The sequence below is a fragment of the Euzebya rosea genome (assembly GCF_003073135.1).
In the GTDB taxonomy this organism is placed as follows: domain Bacteria; phylum Actinomycetota; class Nitriliruptoria; order Euzebyales; family Euzebyaceae; genus Euzebya; species Euzebya rosea.
Map to the genome: position 1 here is coordinate 313,958 of NZ_PGDQ01000004.1, position 16,737 is coordinate 330,694.

The 16,737-nt window shown below is 72.0% G+C and carries 15 protein-coding genes; 10 read left to right on the top strand and 5 right to left on the bottom strand.

Going from position 1 to position 16,737, the window contains the following annotated elements; all coding sequences use genetic code 11:
• Positions 1-38: 38 nt before the first annotated feature.
• From CUC05_RS06555 to CUC05_RS06575, 5 genes are read left to right on the top strand one after another with little or no spacing between them, the layout of a single operon-like run.
• The gene (locus CUC05_RS06555; protein ID WP_108665273.1) at positions 39-935 is read left to right on the top strand and encodes an AAA family ATPase; all 897 of its coding nucleotides are present in this window, start codon (positions 39-41) and stop codon (positions 933-935) included.
• Positions 936-940: 5 nt separating this feature from the next.
• Entirely contained in the window at positions 941-2,092 is a 1,152-nt protein-coding gene (locus tag CUC05_RS06560) for a vWA domain-containing protein (protein WP_108665416.1), read from the top strand.
• Entirely contained in the window at positions 2,085-3,191 is a 1,107-nt protein-coding gene (locus CUC05_RS06565) for an XdhC family protein (RefSeq protein WP_108665274.1), read from the top strand. The genes CUC05_RS06560 and CUC05_RS06565 overlap by 8 nt, the downstream gene beginning before the upstream one ends.
• On the top strand, positions 3,188-3,835 hold the full coding sequence (locus tag CUC05_RS06570) for a nucleotidyltransferase family protein (protein WP_205712163.1): 648 nt from the start codon (positions 3,188-3,190) through the stop codon (positions 3,833-3,835). Before CUC05_RS06565 ends, CUC05_RS06570 begins: the two co-directional genes overlap by 4 nt.
• Complete coding sequence (locus CUC05_RS06575) at positions 3,835-4,632, top strand: SRPBCC family protein (protein ID WP_108665275.1); 798 nt, start codon at positions 3,835-3,837, stop codon at positions 4,630-4,632. The genes CUC05_RS06570 and CUC05_RS06575 overlap by 1 nt, the downstream gene beginning before the upstream one ends.
• Before the next feature lie 22 nt (positions 4,633-4,654).
• Here the strand turns inward: CUC05_RS06575 and CUC05_RS06580 are convergent, their stop codons facing one another.
• The 5 genes from CUC05_RS06580 to CUC05_RS06600 form a co-directional block, all read right to left on the bottom strand.
• Complete coding sequence (locus CUC05_RS06580; protein ID WP_170127934.1) at positions 4,655-6,745, bottom strand: transglutaminase TgpA family protein; 2,091 nt, start codon at positions 6,743-6,745, stop codon at positions 4,655-4,657.
• Positions 6,727-7,767 carry a DUF58 domain-containing protein gene (locus CUC05_RS06585; protein WP_108665277.1) on the bottom strand — a complete coding sequence of 347 codons (1,041 nt, stop codon included), beginning with the start codon at positions 7,765-7,767 and terminating at the stop codon, positions 6,727-6,729. Before CUC05_RS06585 ends, CUC05_RS06580 begins: the two co-directional genes overlap by 19 nt.
• A gap of 3 nt (positions 7,768-7,770) precedes the next feature.
• Positions 7,771-8,742 (bottom strand): AAA family ATPase, encoded by a 972-nt coding sequence (locus CUC05_RS06590; RefSeq protein ID WP_205712164.1) that lies wholly within the window; start codon positions 8,740-8,742, stop codon positions 7,771-7,773.
• A gap of 114 nt (positions 8,743-8,856) precedes the next feature.
• Positions 8,857-9,213: a hypothetical protein gene (locus tag CUC05_RS06595; protein WP_157965288.1), complete on the bottom strand. Its 357-nt coding sequence runs from the start codon at positions 9,211-9,213 to the stop codon at positions 8,857-8,859.
• Positions 9,214-9,248: 35 nt separating this feature from the next.
• Positions 9,249-10,031 carry a crotonase/enoyl-CoA hydratase family protein gene (locus CUC05_RS06600; RefSeq protein ID WP_108665279.1) on the bottom strand — a complete coding sequence of 261 codons (783 nt, stop codon included), beginning with the start codon at positions 10,029-10,031 and terminating at the stop codon, positions 9,249-9,251.
• A gap of 607 nt (positions 10,032-10,638) precedes the next feature.
• Here CUC05_RS06600 and CUC05_RS06605 point away from each other — a divergent pair.
• From CUC05_RS06605 to CUC05_RS06625, 5 genes are all read left to right on the top strand, one after another.
• Positions 10,639-11,214, top strand: coding sequence for an RNA polymerase sigma factor (locus CUC05_RS06605; protein ID WP_157965289.1), 576 nt, complete (start codon positions 10,639-10,641; stop codon positions 11,212-11,214).
• A complete protein-coding gene (locus tag CUC05_RS06610) occupies positions 11,211-11,501 on the top strand; it encodes a hypothetical protein (RefSeq protein WP_108665281.1) in 291 nt (96 codons plus the stop codon). The genes CUC05_RS06605 and CUC05_RS06610 overlap by 4 nt, the downstream gene beginning before the upstream one ends.
• Complete coding sequence (locus CUC05_RS06615; protein ID WP_108665282.1) at positions 11,498-12,241, top strand: mechanosensitive ion channel domain-containing protein; 744 nt, start codon at positions 11,498-11,500, stop codon at positions 12,239-12,241. The genes CUC05_RS06610 and CUC05_RS06615 overlap by 4 nt, the downstream gene beginning before the upstream one ends.
• 105 nt (positions 12,242-12,346) lie before the next feature.
• Positions 12,347-14,410, top strand: coding sequence for an excinuclease ABC subunit UvrB (gene uvrB / locus CUC05_RS06620; protein ID WP_108665283.1), 2,064 nt, complete (start codon positions 12,347-12,349; stop codon positions 14,408-14,410).
• A 98-nt stretch (positions 14,411-14,508) separates the two neighbouring features.
• A complete protein-coding gene (locus CUC05_RS06625; RefSeq protein WP_157965290.1) occupies positions 14,509-16,638 on the top strand; it encodes a clostripain-related cysteine peptidase in 2,130 nt (709 codons plus the stop codon).
• Positions 16,639-16,737: the final 99 nt, after the last annotated feature.

Below are 16,737 nucleotides of genomic sequence, written 5' to 3' on the forward strand. Positions count from 1 at the left end.
ACATGGTGTGATCCTCCTTGACCCAGCCAGCCGGCCCGATGCCCCAGGGCGTGGCCTCTCCCCACGATCTGCAGCGCGCGCTCGCCGACGCCGACTACCTCGCCGACACGGGCCTCGCGACCGTCGCCTGGCTGGGCCTGCGGCTGTCGCGCCCCCTCTTCCTCGAGGGCGAACCGGGCGTGGGCAAGACCGCCCTTGCGCAGGCGCTCGCCGTGCTCCTCGACGCGCCGCTGATCCGCCTGCAGTGCTACGAGGGCATCGACGCCTCGCAGGCCCTGTACGACTGGGACTTCCCCCGTCAGCTGCTGCACCTGCGGGCGGCGGAGACCGCCGGCACGGCCGGTGACGTCGAGGCGCTCGAACACGAGCTGTACGACGAACGGTTCCTGCTGGCCCGACCGCTCCTGCAGGCCATCCGGACCAGCCCAGCGGTGCTGCTGATCGACGAGATCGATCGGGCCGACGACGAGTTCGAGGCGTTCCTCCTCGAGCTGCTCAGCGAGTACGCCGTCACCATCCCCGAGCTCGGACGGATCGTCGCCGAGGTCCCGCCGGTCGTCGTCATCACCTCCAACCGCACCCGTGAGGTGCACGACGCCCTCAAGCGCCGGTGCACCTACCACTGGCTCGACCACCCCACGTTCGAACGCGAGGTGGCCATCGTCCGCCGGCGGTGTCCCGACGCCGGCCTGGAGCTGACCGCCCAGGTCGTGGGTGTCGTGCAGGGGCTGCGGGCCGAGGACCTGTTCAAGCCGCCCGGTGTCGCCGAGACCCTGGACTGGACACGGGCGCTCGTCGCCCTGGGTGCCGACACCCTCGACGTCGAGCTGGCCACCCACACCCTGGGGTCGGTCCTGAAGTACCGCGAGGACCTCGAGCAGGCCAGCAAGCTGGACCTCGGACGGCTGGTCGCCAACGCCGTGCAGGGGGTGTGACCGGCATGCACCCCAGCCCGATCGACACCGCCGACGCGCTGGACACGGCGGTGGCCTTCGCCCGGACGGTCCGGTCCACCGGCGTGCCCGTCACCACGGGACGCATCCGCGCCTTCGTGGAGGCCCTCGAGGTCCTGGACCCCGGCCGGCGCGACGACGTGTACTGGGCCGGCCGGTCGACCCTCTGCGGCAACCGGGACGACCTCGGCCGCTACGACCGGGCGTTCGAGGCGTTCTTCGCGGGCGAGGCACCGCACACACGGTTGCGGCCGGGCACCCCCAGCAGCCAACGACCACAGCTGCGGTCGTTGACCGCCCCGCTGCACGGCGCCGACGACGACGAGGGGGACGACGACGAGCTGCACCTGACCGCGAGCGCCAGCCGCCAGGAAGTCCTCCGCCAGCGGGACCTCGCCTCGTTGACCCCGGCCGACCGAGACCTGGTCAACCGACTGCTGGCCGCCATGTCGCTGCCGGGCGAACCCCGCCGGACCCGACGTCACCATCCGTGGCACCGCGGCGGCATCGACGAACACGCCACCGTGCGCGAGGCCCTCCGTGGCATGGGCGACCCCAGGGTGCTGCACCGGCGCCGACACCGTCGCCGCCCCCGGACCGTCGTGCTGCTGGTCGACGTGTCGGGGTCGATGGGGACCTACGCCGACGCCCTGCTGCGCTTCGCCCACGTGGCGGTCGGGCGGGGTGGCGGTGCCGGCCGAGCGGAGGCCTTCACCGTCGGCACCCGGCTGACCCGCATCACCCGCGAGCTGTCCCATCGTGACCCCGACACCGCCATGGCCGCGGTGGCCGGCGCCATCCCCGACTGGTCGGGCGGGACCCGACTGGGCGACGGGCTGAAGGAATGGCTGGACCGCTGGGGCCAGCGCGGGCTGGCACGTGGCGCGATCGTCGTGATCCTCTCCGACGGCTGGGAACGGGGCGACACCACGGTGCTGGCCACCCAGATGCAGCGCCTGCAGCGGCTGGCCCACCGGGTGGTGTGGTCCAACCCTCGCAAGGCCGCCCCGGGGTACGAACCCCTCGTCGGCGGCATGGCCGCCGCCCTTCCCCACGTCGACGAGTTCCTGACGGGCCACTCCGTGGCCGCCCTCGAACGCCTGGCCCGTGTCGTGATGGGAGGCGACGCCCGTGCGTGACATCCTGACCACCCTCGCCAGCTGGCACGACGCCGGCATCCCTGCCGCGATCGCCACCGTCGTGGAGACCCAGATCAGCGCACCCCGTGATCCGGGGGCGGCCATGGCGGTCAACGCCGAGGGGGTCGTCGTCGGCAGCGTCTCCGGCGGCTGCGTGGAGGGTGCGGTCGTCGAGCAGTGCCAGGAGGTGCTGGCCGGCGGACCCGCTCGGCAGGTGACCTACGGCGTCTCCGACGACGACGCCGTCGCCGTCGGGTTGACGTGCGGCGGCGAGATCTCCCTGTTCGTCGAGCCCTTCGCCGTCCCCGGGTTCGCCGAGGTCCGGCGGATGATCGAGGACGGGCGAGGCGTTGCCATCGGCACCGTCGTGGACGGCCCCGGCAACGTCGGCTCGAAGCTGGTCGTGACCGACGACGACCTGGTCGGCGACCTCGGTAGTGAGGGCCTGGCCGTCGCGGTCTCGAGCGATGCCCGCGGGATGCTGGCCCAGGGACGGACGGGACGACGCTCCTACGGCGCGGACGGCGAACGACGCGTCGACGACGTCACCGTGTTCGTGCAGTCCTTCCAGCCACCCCCGCGCATGTACGTGTTCGGGGCCATCGACTTCGCCGCCGCGGTGGCACGGATCGGCAAGTTCCTCGGGTACCACGTGACCGTGTGCGACGCCCGTCGGGTCTTCGCCACCCGCGCGAGGTTCCCCGAGGCCGACGAGGTCGTCGTCCAGTGGCCCCATCGGTTCCTGCCGACCGCCCCGGTCGACGCCCGCACGGTGCTGTGCGTGCTGACCCACGACCCGAAGTTCGACGTGCCGCTGCTGGAGGTGGCCCTGCGGACCGACGCGGGGTACATCGGGGCGATGGGCTCCAGGCGAACCCATGCCGACCGGCTGGACCGCCTCCGCGAGCTGGGCCTGTCCGAGCAGGAGCTCGGCCGGCTGCGGTCGCCCGTCGGCCTGGACCTCGGCGCCAGGACGCCGGAGGAAACGGCCGTGTCCATCGCCGCGGAGATCGTGCAGCTGCGCTGGGGCGGCAGCGGGCAACCGCTGTCCGACACCGAGGGACGCATCCACCCTGACCGCGACGACGTGCTCACGTGAGCGCCCCCGGCATCCGTGACGTCGCCGGGATCGTGCTCGCGGCCGGCGCCGGACGACGCATGGGTGGGCCCAAGGCGCTCGTCGAGCTGGACGGCACCCCGCTGGTGGTGCTGGCAGTGCGATCCCTGGTCGAGGGAGGTTGCGCGCCGGTCGCCGTGGTCACCGGATCGGCCAGCGACAGCGTCGCCGGGGTGCTCGTGGCCGATCCGGTGGGCCGGCGGGCGACGATCGTCCCCAACGACCGGTGGGAGGAGGGGCAGTCGACCTCCGTGGCCGCCGGCTTGACCTGGGCCGGGGGACGTGGCGTCGGTGGCGCCCTCCTCCACCTGGTCGACCTTCCCGGCGTGGGCCCGGCGGCCGTCGCCCGATTGCTGATCGCCCGCGAGGACGCCCACCCGGGCGTGCAGGCGTGGGTCGCCACCTACGACGGGCAGCCACGCAACCCGGTGCTGCTCGCCGCGGACGCCTTCGACGACGTGATCGCCGTGCTGTCCGGCGACCGGGGCGCACGTGGCTGGCTGGACGACAATCCCGAGGTGGTCCAGCACGTGGCCTGCGACGATGTCGCCGTGCCCGACGACCTTGACACCCCCGACGACCTGGACACGTGGACCCGGTCCACACACGAGGAGATCAGACACTGATGGAGCTCACGCACACCTTCGACGTTCCCGTCCCGCCCGCCCGCGCCTTCGAGGTGCTGCGCGACATCGAGCGGATCGGCCCCTGCATGCCGGGGGCCACCGTCGACGAGGTCGACGGCGAACACTTCAGCGGCCGGGTGAAGGTCAAGCTCGGGCCGATCCAGGTCACCTACCGCGGCGAGGCCGACTACGTCGACGTCGACCCCGACGCGCTGACCGCCACCATCAACGCCAGGGGTCGTGAGGCGCGCGGCTCGGGAACGGCCAACGCCGTGGTGAAGGCCTCGGTCGTCGACGGTCCCGACGGTGGGGCGACGGTGAAGGTCGTCACGGAGCTCGCCATCACCGGCAAGCCGGCCCAGTTCGGTCGCAGCGTGATGAACGACGTGGGGGAGAAGCTCATCGGCCAGTTCGCGGACTGCCTTGCGGGTGAGCTCGCAGAGGACGATGACCCCGCCACGGCGGCGGAGGGCGACGCCAGTACCGAGCCGTCCTCCGCGGGCACCGGCGAGGGCACCGCTGAGGGTGACGACGCGGGGGAGGACGCCGGGGCCGACGACGCCGGCACGGCGACGGTCGCGGCGACCACCGACAACGGCACGGGTCCGGCCACGTCCGCGGGCGCGGCTGCGACGACAGCGTCGCGGCCTGCTGCCTCGAAGCCGCGGACGACCGACGATGCGATCGACCTGCTCGACGTCGCCGGCGCCCCGGTGGCCAAGAAGCTGGCCCCGGCAGCCCTCGGCGCCGTCCTGCTGTACGTCCTCTACCGGATCCTGAGCTCCCGCAAGGACTGAGCTCCTCGCGACGGGGTGGTGCTCAGCGGCGGGTCAGCATCCGGTCGACCGCCGCGTGTGCGGCGTGCTCGTCGGGCCCGGGAGCGGCGTAGCGGCGACCCTCCTCGTGGGCCCGGACGAGGTCCAAGCCGTCCCGGTCGAGGTGCGGCAGCGATCGGTGCGCACGCTGCACGGCCTCCCGCGGGGTGTCGGAAGGGCGGGGTGCCACCCCTTCGGCCTCCAGCGCCGCCAGCAGGCGGACCCACGGCGAGCGACGACGCAGGCGACGTGCAGCCACCGCGGCGCGGGCCAGCCGGGCCGCCCACCCCAGCGCCACCACGGCGGCCGCCGCGGCGGTCCACGGCCACGGGTCGTCGGTGACGGCGTCGCGGAGCCGAGCCAGCAGCCGGACCAGCAGGACCTCCGAGGGCTGTCCCTCGGGGTCCAGCACCTGCGAGGTCGCGCCGGTGGGGTCGAAGGGGACCCATCCGACCCCGGGGACCTGCACCTCGACCCAGGCGTGGGCGTCGGCAGCGCGCACGACGTACTGGCCGCTCAGCAGCTCCCGGGCACCGGGCTGGAACCCCGTGACGAACCGTGCGGGGACCCCCAGCGAGCGCAGCAGCACCACCATCGACGTGGCGATCGGTTCGCACCATCCGACCCGACTCTCGAACAGCAGGTGGTCGACCGGATCGGCCGATCGGGGCACGACCGGGCCGTCCAGGCTGTAGGCCACACGGTCACCGATCCAGGCCTGGACCGTCTCGGCGACGGCGTACGGGGTCGGCGCCGCTGCCTGTGCGGCCAGCTGCCGGGCGAGGTCGTGCACGCGCTGCGGCACGCTGTCGGGGAGTGCCGTCCACCGCGGGTCGACCCCAGCAGCGCCGTCCGGCCGGGCCACGGCGGTGCGCAGCGTCGCCGCGGGGGTGACGTCGATGGCGGACACCACCGAGTAGACCGTGCCGGCGGACATGTCGACCGACGTGGTCAACGTCCCGTCGTCCCACGGCGTGACGCTGCGCGCGGCCAGCCACACCTCGCGGGGGTCCGACGCGGCGAAGACAAGGTTGGGGGTGGCGTGCAGCAGCTCGATCGTCTGCGTGACACGCTGCGTCGCGGACGTCGATCCGCGTTGGTCGGGAAGCACCACGGGCAGGCCCTGCGCCGGCTCGGGGTCGGTCGGGGACCGGCCCCACACCCCGTCGTCGTAGACGTCGAACACGACCCCGCGGAGCGGACGGGGCCGGTCGGTCCGCACCCGCATGATCGGGGTGTCGTCGAGGTCGCCGACGGACCGGGGGTCGACCCGGTCGGCGAAGCCGAAGTAGTCGGCGGGCCCGTCACCCCGTGGCCCGGCCCCGTCGGCGAACGGCGGCTGGATTCGGCCGTTGTCGGTCGTGGCCGCCGGGCCCGCCGACCCGAAGGAGAACGGCAGGCCACCGAGCGACCCGTCGGACCGCAACGGCAGCAGCCCGAACAGCAGGAGCGCCACCGCGGCGACGGCCACGGCGCTCCGCCCGACCGTGTGGGTGGGCGAGGGCGCCGGGACGATCGGATCCTCGATGTCGACGGCCGGCGCGACCACGCCCTCCTCGGCCCACTCCTGCGCACGGGACCGCCCGTGCCGGTGCAGCGCCACCGTCGCCGCGCACAGGTGGATCACGAACGGGACGAACATCCAGGCGCCCGGGCCGGTGGCGAGGGCAAGCCCGAGCAGCGCCAGCGACGACACCAGGCTGAACATCAGGTCGCGGCGCTGGGGCAGGTCGAAGGCGTGCAGGACCTGGATCTCCAGGAACAGCACCGAGAGGGGAAGCCGGGCGTCGTCGACCGTGGTGATGCCGGAGAGCCCGTCGAAGAAGCGGATCAGGACCGCGACCGCCAGCACGCTGATGACGACCTTCGCCGCCCAGTTCGACTCGGTGCGCCGGCGATGCGACCACAGGAAGGCCAGCGGGAGGAGCGCGACGATGGCTGCGGCCTCCCCGACCGGAGCGGCTCCGGCGAGCAGCACCGCCACGGCGCCGGTGACCACGGCGACGAGGACCGCCACGCGGAGGACCACGTCGTGCTCCGGCCGGCGGGTCGTGTTGACCTCGGCGATCGCCTCGATCAGGCGCCGGCCAGCCATGCCCGCACCTCCTCCAGCGATCGCAGGACCGCGCGGTCCGAGGGGGTGTCGACCACGATCGCGGTCGGGACCTCCGGATCGGGGCGCACGATGGCGTCGGGCCCGTCCGCCGCGACGTCGCCGCCCTCGAGGGCCGGGGAGGGCGGGACACGACCGTCGCCGCTGCCGAGCGGATGCTGTCGGGCGAGCAGCTCGGGCATCGCCGGGGTCCATTCGCAGCGCTGCCCCCCGAGCGTCACCGTCGCGCCGCCGTCCTGCTCGGCCGCGGCGGCCAGGCCAGCGATGACCGTGGCGGCCAGGACCATCCCGGGGGGCGACCAGCCGGCGTCATCGGCCAGGTCGATCCGCACGTCTGGCCCGATGGTCCCGCCGGTGTCACGGACCAGCAGCTGGCCCCGACGTGCCGTCGCCCGCCAGTGGACCAGCCGGCTGCCGTCCCCCGCGGCGTGCTCCCGGAGTCCCCGTACCTCGTCCCGGCCCACTCGCCTGCGGTCCCGCGGGCCCTGTCCACCGACGATGCGGGCCAGCCGTCCCGCCCCGGCGTGCAGGGTGGGCACGACCGTGCAGCGCACCTCATGGCTGGAGCGTTGCTCGGCCGCGGCCAGCGTCAGGCCGCCGACCGTGCGGACGACGACATCGACGGCGTCGAGCGGCCCCACCGATCGACGGACGGCCGCCGACACGCTGCTCGTCCCGGTCTCCCGCAGGACCGACCGCAGGCCGAGGGCGGGGACCGCCAGCAACGTCGACCCCATGTGCGGTGGGCGGGTGACTCGCACCGTCACGTGCGGGGGCGCCTCGACCGTCCCCGTCCCGGCTCCGTCGACGACGCAGGCCGTGGCCCGGGACAGTCCTCGGGTCGTGACGAGGTCGACCGTCACCGCGGCACCCAGCGTGGCGGCCAGAAGGACCAGCCACCCCGACCCGATGTTGGCGCCTGCGACGTACAGCAGCGTCGCCAGGCCGAGCACGAACCAGCCGAGCCCGGTCGGGCGGGTCGTCGGCAGGCGGGGAGGTCCCACGGGTCAGGCGGTGACGGGCGTCTCGTGCAGGACTGCCTGCACGACCTCGTCCGGCTGCCCGCCGCGGCCGTCGACGACGAGCCGATGGACCAGCACGGCCGATGCAACCCGCTTGAGGTCGTCGGGCAGCACCACCGGTCGCTGGTCGATCAGCGCCATGGCCTGACCCAGGCGGACCATCTGCAGGGCGGCACGGGGTGATGCGCCCAGCCGGACCCCGGCCCGGTCACGGGTGGCCCGCACCAGCCGGACGGCGTACCCGAGCAGGTCGGCGGTGGCCGTCACGTTGCGGGCTGCAGCCTGCAGGCCGGCGAGCTGGTGCAGGTCCAGCAGCGGCGGCAGGCTCGTCAGCGGGTCGGCGCGCAGCTGGCTGGCGACGATCGCCACCTCGTCCGCAGCCTCCGGGTAGCCCATGGAGGTGGCGGCGGTGAACCGGTCGAGCTGGGATTCCGGGAGCGGGTGGACCCCGTGCTGCTCCACCGGGTTCTGCGTCGCGAGGATCATCGACGGCTGGGGGAGGGCGTGGCTGACCCCGTCGACGGAGACCTGGCCCTCCTCCATCGCCTCCAGCAGGGCCGCCTGGGTCCGTGGTGGCATCCGGTTGGCCTCGTCGACCACGACGATGTTGGCGAACAACGGTCCGGCCACGAACTCGAACCGCTCCTCGCGGGGCCGCCAGACCGCAGCGCCGGTCAGGTCGGTCGGCAGCAGGTCGGGGGCGCCCTGGATGCGGGTGTGCTGCCCGTCGATGGTTCGCGCGAGGGTCCGCGCCAGGACGGTCTTGCCGACACCCGGTACGTCCTCCAGCAGGAGGTGGCCACCGGCCAGCAGCGTCGCCACCGACAGGGTCACCACGGACCGCTTGCCCACGACGACCCGCTCGACGTGGTCGACGAGTCGGGCGGCCAGCGTCGGGTCGACCGGCGTCGACGTCTCGACCCGTGCGGTCTGGCCGGGCAGCAGGGGAGTGGACACTGGCAGAGCCTTCCGTGGACCGTGGCATGCCGCGGCACGCCACGATGCGTGCGTGTCACTGGCATCGGCAGGCGAGGGGGTCCCCTTGAGCGCTGGGGTGTGGTCTGCCGGGTCCTATCCGGTGTGCGTGGCCCCGTCGGCGTCGTCGAGGCCGGGGGTGTAGCGACCGGCCAGCGCAGCCGCTGCCGCCGCACCGAGGACCATGGACACACCTTCCTGGACGCCGGGCGCCGAGGTGCTGAAGACCGCCATGACCGCGAAGCGCAGGAAGATCGCCATCACCGGGGTGCCGACGGCGGTCAGGCGCGCGACCGCAGCGACGCGGTGCCCGCGGACGAGCCGGAGTCCCGCGGCAGCCCCACCGGCCGCGGCAGCGGGAAGCAGCATGCCGACGACCAGCAGCGCGACCCACCACGCGTCCGGCCGCACGGGGCTGGCCGCCAGCACGCCGACGAGGATGGCAGTGCCCACCGCACCCCCGGCTGCCGCACCCGACAGGCGGCGGGTCACTTCCCCTGGAACACGCCGTCGCGACGCTCGACGAAGGACCGCAGGCCCTCGGCAGCGTCCTCGCTGGTCATGATCGGGACCAGTGATTCGTGCATGTCGGCGATCGCGGCGTCGGTGGACACGTCGCGGGACAGACGTGACTGCCGCAGGGTGGCCTGGACGCCCATCGGTGCCTGCGCGGCGATGGTCTCGGCGATGGCGGTGGCCGCGGCGAGCTGCTCGCCCGCGGGAACGACCTCCTGCACGAGCCCGATCCGGTGGGCCTCCTCGGCGCCGAACTCCTCGCCCGTCAGCAGGAAGCGCATGGCGTTGCCCCACCCGAGGTTGCGGACGGCGCGGATGGTCGCGCCGCCGAACGGCACGATGCCGCGGCCGACCTCCAGCTGGCGGAAGCGGACGTCGTCGGCGGCGACGATGATGTCGGCGGCCAGCGCGAGCTCGATGGAGAGGGTGAACGCAACGCCCTGGACGGCCATCACGACCGGCTTGGGGCACGGCTCGCCCCAGATGCCGAACGGGTCGGTCATGCCCGCGGGCACGAACGGTTCGCCGGCCGCGATCGCCGGACCCACGTCAGCGAGGTCCAGGCCCGCGGAGAAGTGGTCGCCGCTGGCCGAGACGACGCCGACGCGCAGGTCGTCGTCGGTTGCCAGCCGGTCGTAGGCCTCGGCGAGGGCGTGCAACATCCCACGGTCGAAGGCGTTGCGCTTCTCGGGGCGGTCCACGCCGATGTGGAGGACGTGGCCGTCGACTCGGGTGGTGATGTGCGCTGCGGGCATGGTGGTGGCTCCTCTGACGGGGGTCGGCGCAGCGTACGGGGGTCGATGCGGCGGGGACGAACCCGGTCGCGGTCGCACGCCGGTCAGCGAGCACGACCGAGGCGTGGCACGACGGGCTCCCACCCGGGAGAACGAAACGGGCCCGGCACTGGGGAGTACCGGGCCCAGCAGCGATGACATGAGGGGGTGGGCATCACCGCTGCAAGCTTCGTGGAGTCAACCGTGGTCGACGTTGTCGGCCGTCCTGGCTGGCCGTGTGTGCAGGGCCGAGCCGACCCGTTCGTGTGGTCCCGCCTGGACCTGTGCAACCAAGGTGCCCATGGAACCCGTTACTGAACCATGTTCGGTGAATCTTCTTCACTTGGGCAAGATTCTTGACGGAAAGTGCCGTAACGGTCACTCATCGCGTCGTCGGCTGGGAGTCTAGGGTGCCGTCCCGCGGCTGCAGGACCCTTCTTCGGGGACCGGCGGTCCGGGTGAGCCACGTTCGGTACGTGAGGCCGTGATCGCAACGGCTGTACCGTTGCCGAGAAACTTCTGGCCCCGGGGTGGGTCCATCGAGAAAGGATGTCGAGTTTCCACGGAGGTGTTCGGGAGTGACGGCGCGGTGCATCGCTCGGGCCCGGCGTTCGCCGTGTTCGACGACGCCGAGCTGCTCACCCGCGCCCGCGGTGGGGACGTGGGGGCCTTCGAGGAGGTCATCCGTCGCAACTACGGCATGTTGTTCAGCGTCGCCCGTGGCATCTGTGGTCGCGACGCCGACGCCGAGGACGCCGTCCAGGAGACCTTCGTCAGGGCCTGGCGGGCGCTCGCGACGTTCAGGGGAGACAGCCAGGTCTCGACGTGGCTGTACCGCATCGCGACGAACACGAGCCTCAGCCTCGTCACCCGTCGCAAGGAGGGGGTGTCCTCCGACGTCCCCGACCGGCCCGATCCCGCCTCGTCCCCCGAGGGAACGGTGGAGGGCATGGAGCGGGTCGCCGTGGTCCAGCGGGCCCTCGCCGACCTCAGCGAGGACGCTCGCGCCGCCTTCGTGCTCCGCGACGTCCAGGGGCTGCCCTACGAGGAGATCGCCGAGACCCTCGACATCTCCCTGTCCGCGGTCAAGAGCCGTATCTTCCGTGCCCGACAGGCCGTCGCCGACGCCCTCTCCGCCCACGACCGAGGGGAGGGCCGCGCATGAGCACCGTCGACGCGTTCGATGACCCGGACGGGTTGGATCGTGTGACCATGGCCCTGGTCGGCGAGGCCGCCGGCCTGCTCCGGTCCATCGCCGTGCCCCGCGAGGAAGCCGTTGAGGCCACGGTGCAGCGTGTCCGGGCCGAGGCGATCGTCAGCGTCCTCGCCGGGTCGATCTTCGGGTCCTTCGGCCGCGTGGCCCGGGCGACCCCGGACCTGCTGGGGCTGCGCGACGACCTCCCCGGCAGCGATGATGGCCCGACGACTGCCCCCACCGAGGACCCTCGATGACCTTCGACACCCTGCTCGCCGCCGACGGCCCCCTCGTTCGCACCCTCGTGCCCATCATCGTGTGCGTGGTCGCGGCCTTCGTCCTGGCCTGGCTGCTGCGTGTCCTCGGCGGCCGCCTGCTGGATGACAGGGCCGAGGTCAACTCCCTCGCCAAGGCAACCCTCGTCGGGGTCAGCGCGGTCGGGTTCCTCCTCGGCCTCGGTCGCCTGGTGGATCCCGTGGCGACCGACACGGGCCTGCAGGCTGCCCTGTCGGGGATGATCGGCGCCCTTCCCGGGCTGACGATCAGCTTCATCCTCGTCATCGTCGCCCTGCTCGTGGCCGCCGTCCTGCGGGCGACGGTCACCCGAGTGATCGCCACGGTGCGACCGGCCATGGCCCGGGTGGCCGGCGCGGTCGTCTACTGGACCATCGTGGTGCTCGTCTCCCTGATCGCCGCCGAGCAGGCCGGCATGGATGTCGGCGTGCTGCGGCAGCTGCTGCTCATCACCTTCTCGGGGCTGGTCGTCGCGGCTGCACTGGGTCTCGGGCTCGGCCTGCGGCCGCTGCTCGGCTCCGTCATCGCCGGCCGCCACGTGGACAACATGCTCGAGGTCGGGTCGATCGTGACCTTCGGGGACGTCACCGGTGAGGTCGTCGGCGTCGGCCACGTGTCGGTCAGCCTCCGCACGACCGACGGGACCATCGTCGACATCCCCCACGAACGCTTCCTCGACCAGCCCACCGCGTCGGCGGGATGACCTCCGGCTCGCAGGAGGCCACGTTGGTCTCCCGTGTGGCCCTCCTGACAGCCTCCTGACGGGAGACCGGGTGACGGTGGTTGACGGGTACGCGACCATGGGGCCATGTCCAGCCCCACCACGCCGGTCCGTCGCGACGGTCGGTTCGAGATCGTCAGCGACTACCAGCCCGCTGGTGACCAGCCGCGCGCGATCGCGGGTGTGACCGAGGCCCTCGCCCGGGGCGAGACCGACGTCTGCCTGCTCGGTGTGACCGGATCGGGCAAGACCTTCTCGATGGCCAACATCATCAACGAGGTCCAGCGGCCGACCCTCGTCATGGCGCCGAACAAGACCCTGGCCGCCCAGCTCGCCGGTGAGTTCAAGGAGTTCTTCCCCAACAACGCCGTCGAGTACTTCGTCAGCTACTACGACTACTACCAGCCCGAGGCCTACGTCCCCTCGTCGGACACCTACATCGAGAAGGACTCCTCGATCAACGACGAGATCGAGCGCCTCCGCCACGAGGCGACGATGTCGTTGATGACGCGGCGCGACGTGCTCATCGTCGCATCGGTGTCCTGCATCTACGGCCTGGGGTCCCCCGAGCAGTACGAGAAGTACCACCTCATGCTCAGCGAGGGCATGGACATCGACCTCGACAAGGTGATCCGGCGGCTGGTCGAGCTGCAGTACGAACGCAACGAGCTGAACTTCGTCCGCGGCAAGTTCCGTGTCCGCGGCGACACCCTCGAGATCTTCCCGGCCGACGGCGAGACCGCCTGGCGCATCGAGTTCTTCGGCGACACCATCGACCGGATCACCCGGCTCGAGCCGATCACCGGCGAGCTGATCGGCGAGTTCGAGCAGGTCATGATCTTCCCCAACTCCCACTACATCACCGGGGGAACGGGCCTCGAACGCGCCATCCAGACGATCCAGGCCGAGCTCGACGAACGGCTCGAGGAGCTGACGGCGGCCGACAAGCTGCTCGAGGCCCAGCGGCTGCGGATGCGCACCAACTACGACCTCGAGATGCTGAAGGAGATCGGCATGTGCTCGGGGATCGAGAACTACTCCCGGCACCTCGACGGTCGCAGCCCGGGCGAGACGCCCTACACGCTGATCGACTACTTCCCCGACGACTTCCTGCTGATCGTCGACGAGTCCCACGTGACCGTCCCGCAGGTCGGCGGCATGTACGAGGGCGACCGGTCGCGCAAGACGACCCTCGTCGAGCACGGGTTCCGGCTGCCGTCCGCGATGGACAACCGGCCGCTCCGCTTCGAGGAGTTCCGCGAGAAGGTCGGTCAGACGGTGCACGTGTCGGCGACCCCCGGGCCGTTCGAGCGGCGCATGTCCTCCACCATCGTCGAGCAGGTCATCCGTCCGACGGGCCTCATCGACCCAGAGGTCCTGCTGCGGCCGACGAAGGGACAGATCGACGACCTCATCGAGGAGATCCGCGGCCACGCCGAACGGGACGAACGTGTGCTGGTCACCACCCTGACCAAGAAGATGTCGGAGGACCTGACGGACTACCTGCTCGAGGCGGGGCTGAAGGTCCGCTACCTGCACTCCGAGATCAACACCGTCGAGCGCATCGAGATCCTCCGCGACCTGCGGATGGGACACTTCGACGCGCTCATCGGCATCAACCTCCTCCGGGAGGGCCTGGACCTGCCCGAGGTGGCGCTGGTGGCCATCCTCGACGCCGACAAGGAGGGGTTCCTCCGCTCCGAGACGTCGTTGATCCAGACCATCGGACGTGCCGCACGAAACGTGAACGGCAAGGTCGTGATGTACGCCGACAACATCACCGACTCCATGCGGACCGCGATCAGCGAGACCAACCGCCGTCGGGCGATCCAGGAGCAGTTCAACCGCGAGCACGGCATCGACCCGCAGACGATCCGCAAGCGCGTCGGTGACATCATCCAGATGGCCCGCGCCGCCGAGGCCGGCATGCCCTACCAGTCCGCCGACCCGTCCGACCGCAGCCGTGAGGCGCTGCCCGGCATGCCCGACGTCAGCGACCTGCCGTCGGACGAGCTGGCGACCCTCATCCAGACGCTCAGCGACGAGATGCACCAGGCGGCGGGCGAGCTGCGGTTCGAGTACGCCGCACGGCTGCGTGACGAGATCGGCGAGCTGAAGCGCGAGCTGCGGGGCATGAGCGCCGCAACCTGACCTTCGGGTCCTGAACACACCGCGTGGCGGACAGGAGTACCGTCCTCGCCCCCGATGTCGCGGGACATCGGCTGACGAGAACGCGGGCAACGATGAAGATGCACGGGACAGTGGCCCTCCTGCTGGTGATGGTGCTGCTGGCAGCAGCGTGCTCGGGCACCGATGACGGATCCGTGGACGACACGGTGGCCGAGGAGGCCCCGGCGGTCGTCGAGGACGGTGGCGTCGCCGACGAGGACGACCCGGGGACGGACGAGGCTGCCGAGGACGACGATCGGTCCGGTGACGGTGGGGGAGCGGACGGCACCCTCGTGGGTGATGTCGGGTTCGGGCTCGACGTCGACCCGCTCGAGCCCGAGTCGTGGACCTACATGCTGTACTCCATCGCCGACACCAACCTCGAGGAGCCGATGCTGGAGGACGTCGCCGAGATGGCCACCGTCGGTTCGCCCATCGGCGTCAACACCGTCGCGCTGGTCGACCGCGAGGCCGGCCACACCGACCAGCCGCTGCTGAACCTCGACGACTGGGAGACGGCCAAGCTGCTGTACGTCCAGGCCGACGAGTTCGCCGAGATCGCCGACCTGGGTGAGCTCGACATGGCCGATCCGACGACGTTGGCCTCCTTCATCGCGTTCGCCGTCGAGACCTTCCCGGCCGACAACTACGCCCTGACCATCTCCGACCACGGTGGCGGCTGGACCGGCATCGGCCCCGACGACAGCAGCGGGGAGGTCCTGGACCTCAGCGAGATCGCCGCGGGCCTTGACGCCGGCCTGGACGCCGCTGGGCTGGAGCGCATCCAGCTGCTGGGCTTCGACGCCTGCCTGATGGCCACCTACGAGGTCGCCAGCGCGCTCGCCCCCTACGCCGACTACATGCTGGCGTCGGAGGAGCTCGAACCGGGACACGGCTGGGACTACGGCGCGCTCGGCGCGATCGCGGCCGACCCGACGATCGACGCCGCAGGGCTCGGCGCGGCGTTCGTCGACGGGTTCGTCGGCCAGGCCGACGCCCAGGGCACCGGTGCCGAGATCACCCTCTCGCTGCTGGACCTCGCCGGCATGTCGGCGCTGGAGGAGGCCATGGCCACCTTCGCCGGCACGCTGGCCGAACAGGTCGAGGGCCTCGGGGTGCTGATCGGACGACAGCGGGCCAGCACCGTGGAGTACGGCCGCTCGCCCGATCCCTCCCAGAGCACCCACCTCACCGACCTCGGCCAGTTCGTCGCCGAGATCGGCGTGCAGAGCCTGCAGGTGTCCGACGAGGCCGACGCGGTGCTGCGGGCGATCAACGACACCGTCGTCGCCCAGACCGTCGGTCCGGCCCGGCTCGGGTCGACCGGCATGTCCATCTACTTCCCACCCAGCGACGACCTGGCCGATGGCGCGTACCTGCAGGTGCCCGGCAGCGAGGCCTGGGCCCAGTTCCTGACCGCCTACTACTCCGCGGGACAGTCCATCCCCGCCGACAGGCAGCCGGTGGCCCTCGACCAGGAGGTCGTCTCGCAGCCCGCACCGGACACCGACGGCGAGGGGCTGGGTGCCGACGGTGCCGAGCCGAGCGTGGTCGGGGCCGACGCCACCGTGACCGACGTCGAGGGTGGCGTGGAGGTCACCGTCCAGCTGGACCCGGCATCGTTGGAGAGCGTCGTCGACGCCCGCCTGTCCTTCGGCTACATCGACCCCGAGGACGGCGCGATCGTCCAGCTCGGCGACACCGCCGCGGAGATCCTCGAGGACGGGACCGTCGTCGGGTTCACCGACCTGACGGTCCTGACCCTGACCGACGCCGACGGTGACTCCGTCGACGCCTACCTGGAGCTGGACTTCGACGAGGAGGGCACGCTGGCCTTCGCGAGCGTGCCGCTGGACTACCAGGCGCCCGGATCCGACGTCGTCGCGCCGGTCGACCTGTCCATCGTGCTGGATGCCGAGACCGGTGACGTCCTGCAGGAGGTCTACTACCTGCTCGACGAGGAGACCGGGTCCTACGGGGAGCTGCAGGCCGACCCCACGGCCCTCATCGCCCCGGTCGTGCTCGTGTACCTGCCCGACGGCACCGTGGAGTGGGCGGCCTACGGCGACGGCGCCCTCTTCGCCGACCTGCCCACCCTGCAGTACGGCCTGGAGCTGCTGGACCCCGGAACCGAGATCTACGTCGACCTGACCGTCACCGACTACGGCGGCAACCAGCTGATCGCCTCGGCGACGTTCCTGCAGGAGTGACGTCGCGCCTCCCACACCCCCGGAGTCCGGCGGGGGATCATCCCGGCATGCGCCCCGCCTTCGCCGTACGGTGTTGCAGCGGTCCCCCCTTGTAAATCA

Coding starts and splice junctions, on each gene's coding strand:
- CUC05_RS06580 (WP_170127934.1), bottom strand. CDS start 6,745: ATGGCTGGCCGGCGCCTGATCGAGGCGATCGCCGAGGTCAACACGACC.
- CUC05_RS06615 (WP_108665282.1), top strand. CDS start 11,498: ATGACCTTCGACACCCTGCTCGCCGCCGACGGCCCCCTCGTTCGCACC.
- CUC05_RS06555 (WP_108665273.1), top strand. CDS start 39: ATGCCCCAGGGCGTGGCCTCTCCCCACGATCTGCAGCGCGCGCTCGCC.
- uvrB (WP_108665283.1), top strand. CDS start 12,347: ATGTCCAGCCCCACCACGCCGGTCCGTCGCGACGGTCGGTTCGAGATC.
- CUC05_RS06625 (WP_157965290.1), top strand. CDS start 14,509: ATGCACGGGACAGTGGCCCTCCTGCTGGTGATGGTGCTGCTGGCAGCA.
- CUC05_RS06610 (WP_108665281.1), top strand. CDS start 11,211: ATGAGCACCGTCGACGCGTTCGATGACCCGGACGGGTTGGATCGTGTG.
- CUC05_RS06600 (WP_108665279.1), bottom strand. CDS start 10,031: ATGCCCGCAGCGCACATCACCACCCGAGTCGACGGCCACGTCCTCCAC.
- CUC05_RS06575 (WP_108665275.1), top strand. CDS start 3,835: ATGGAGCTCACGCACACCTTCGACGTTCCCGTCCCGCCCGCCCGCGCC.
- CUC05_RS06560 (WP_108665416.1), top strand. CDS start 941: ATGCACCCCAGCCCGATCGACACCGCCGACGCGCTGGACACGGCGGTG.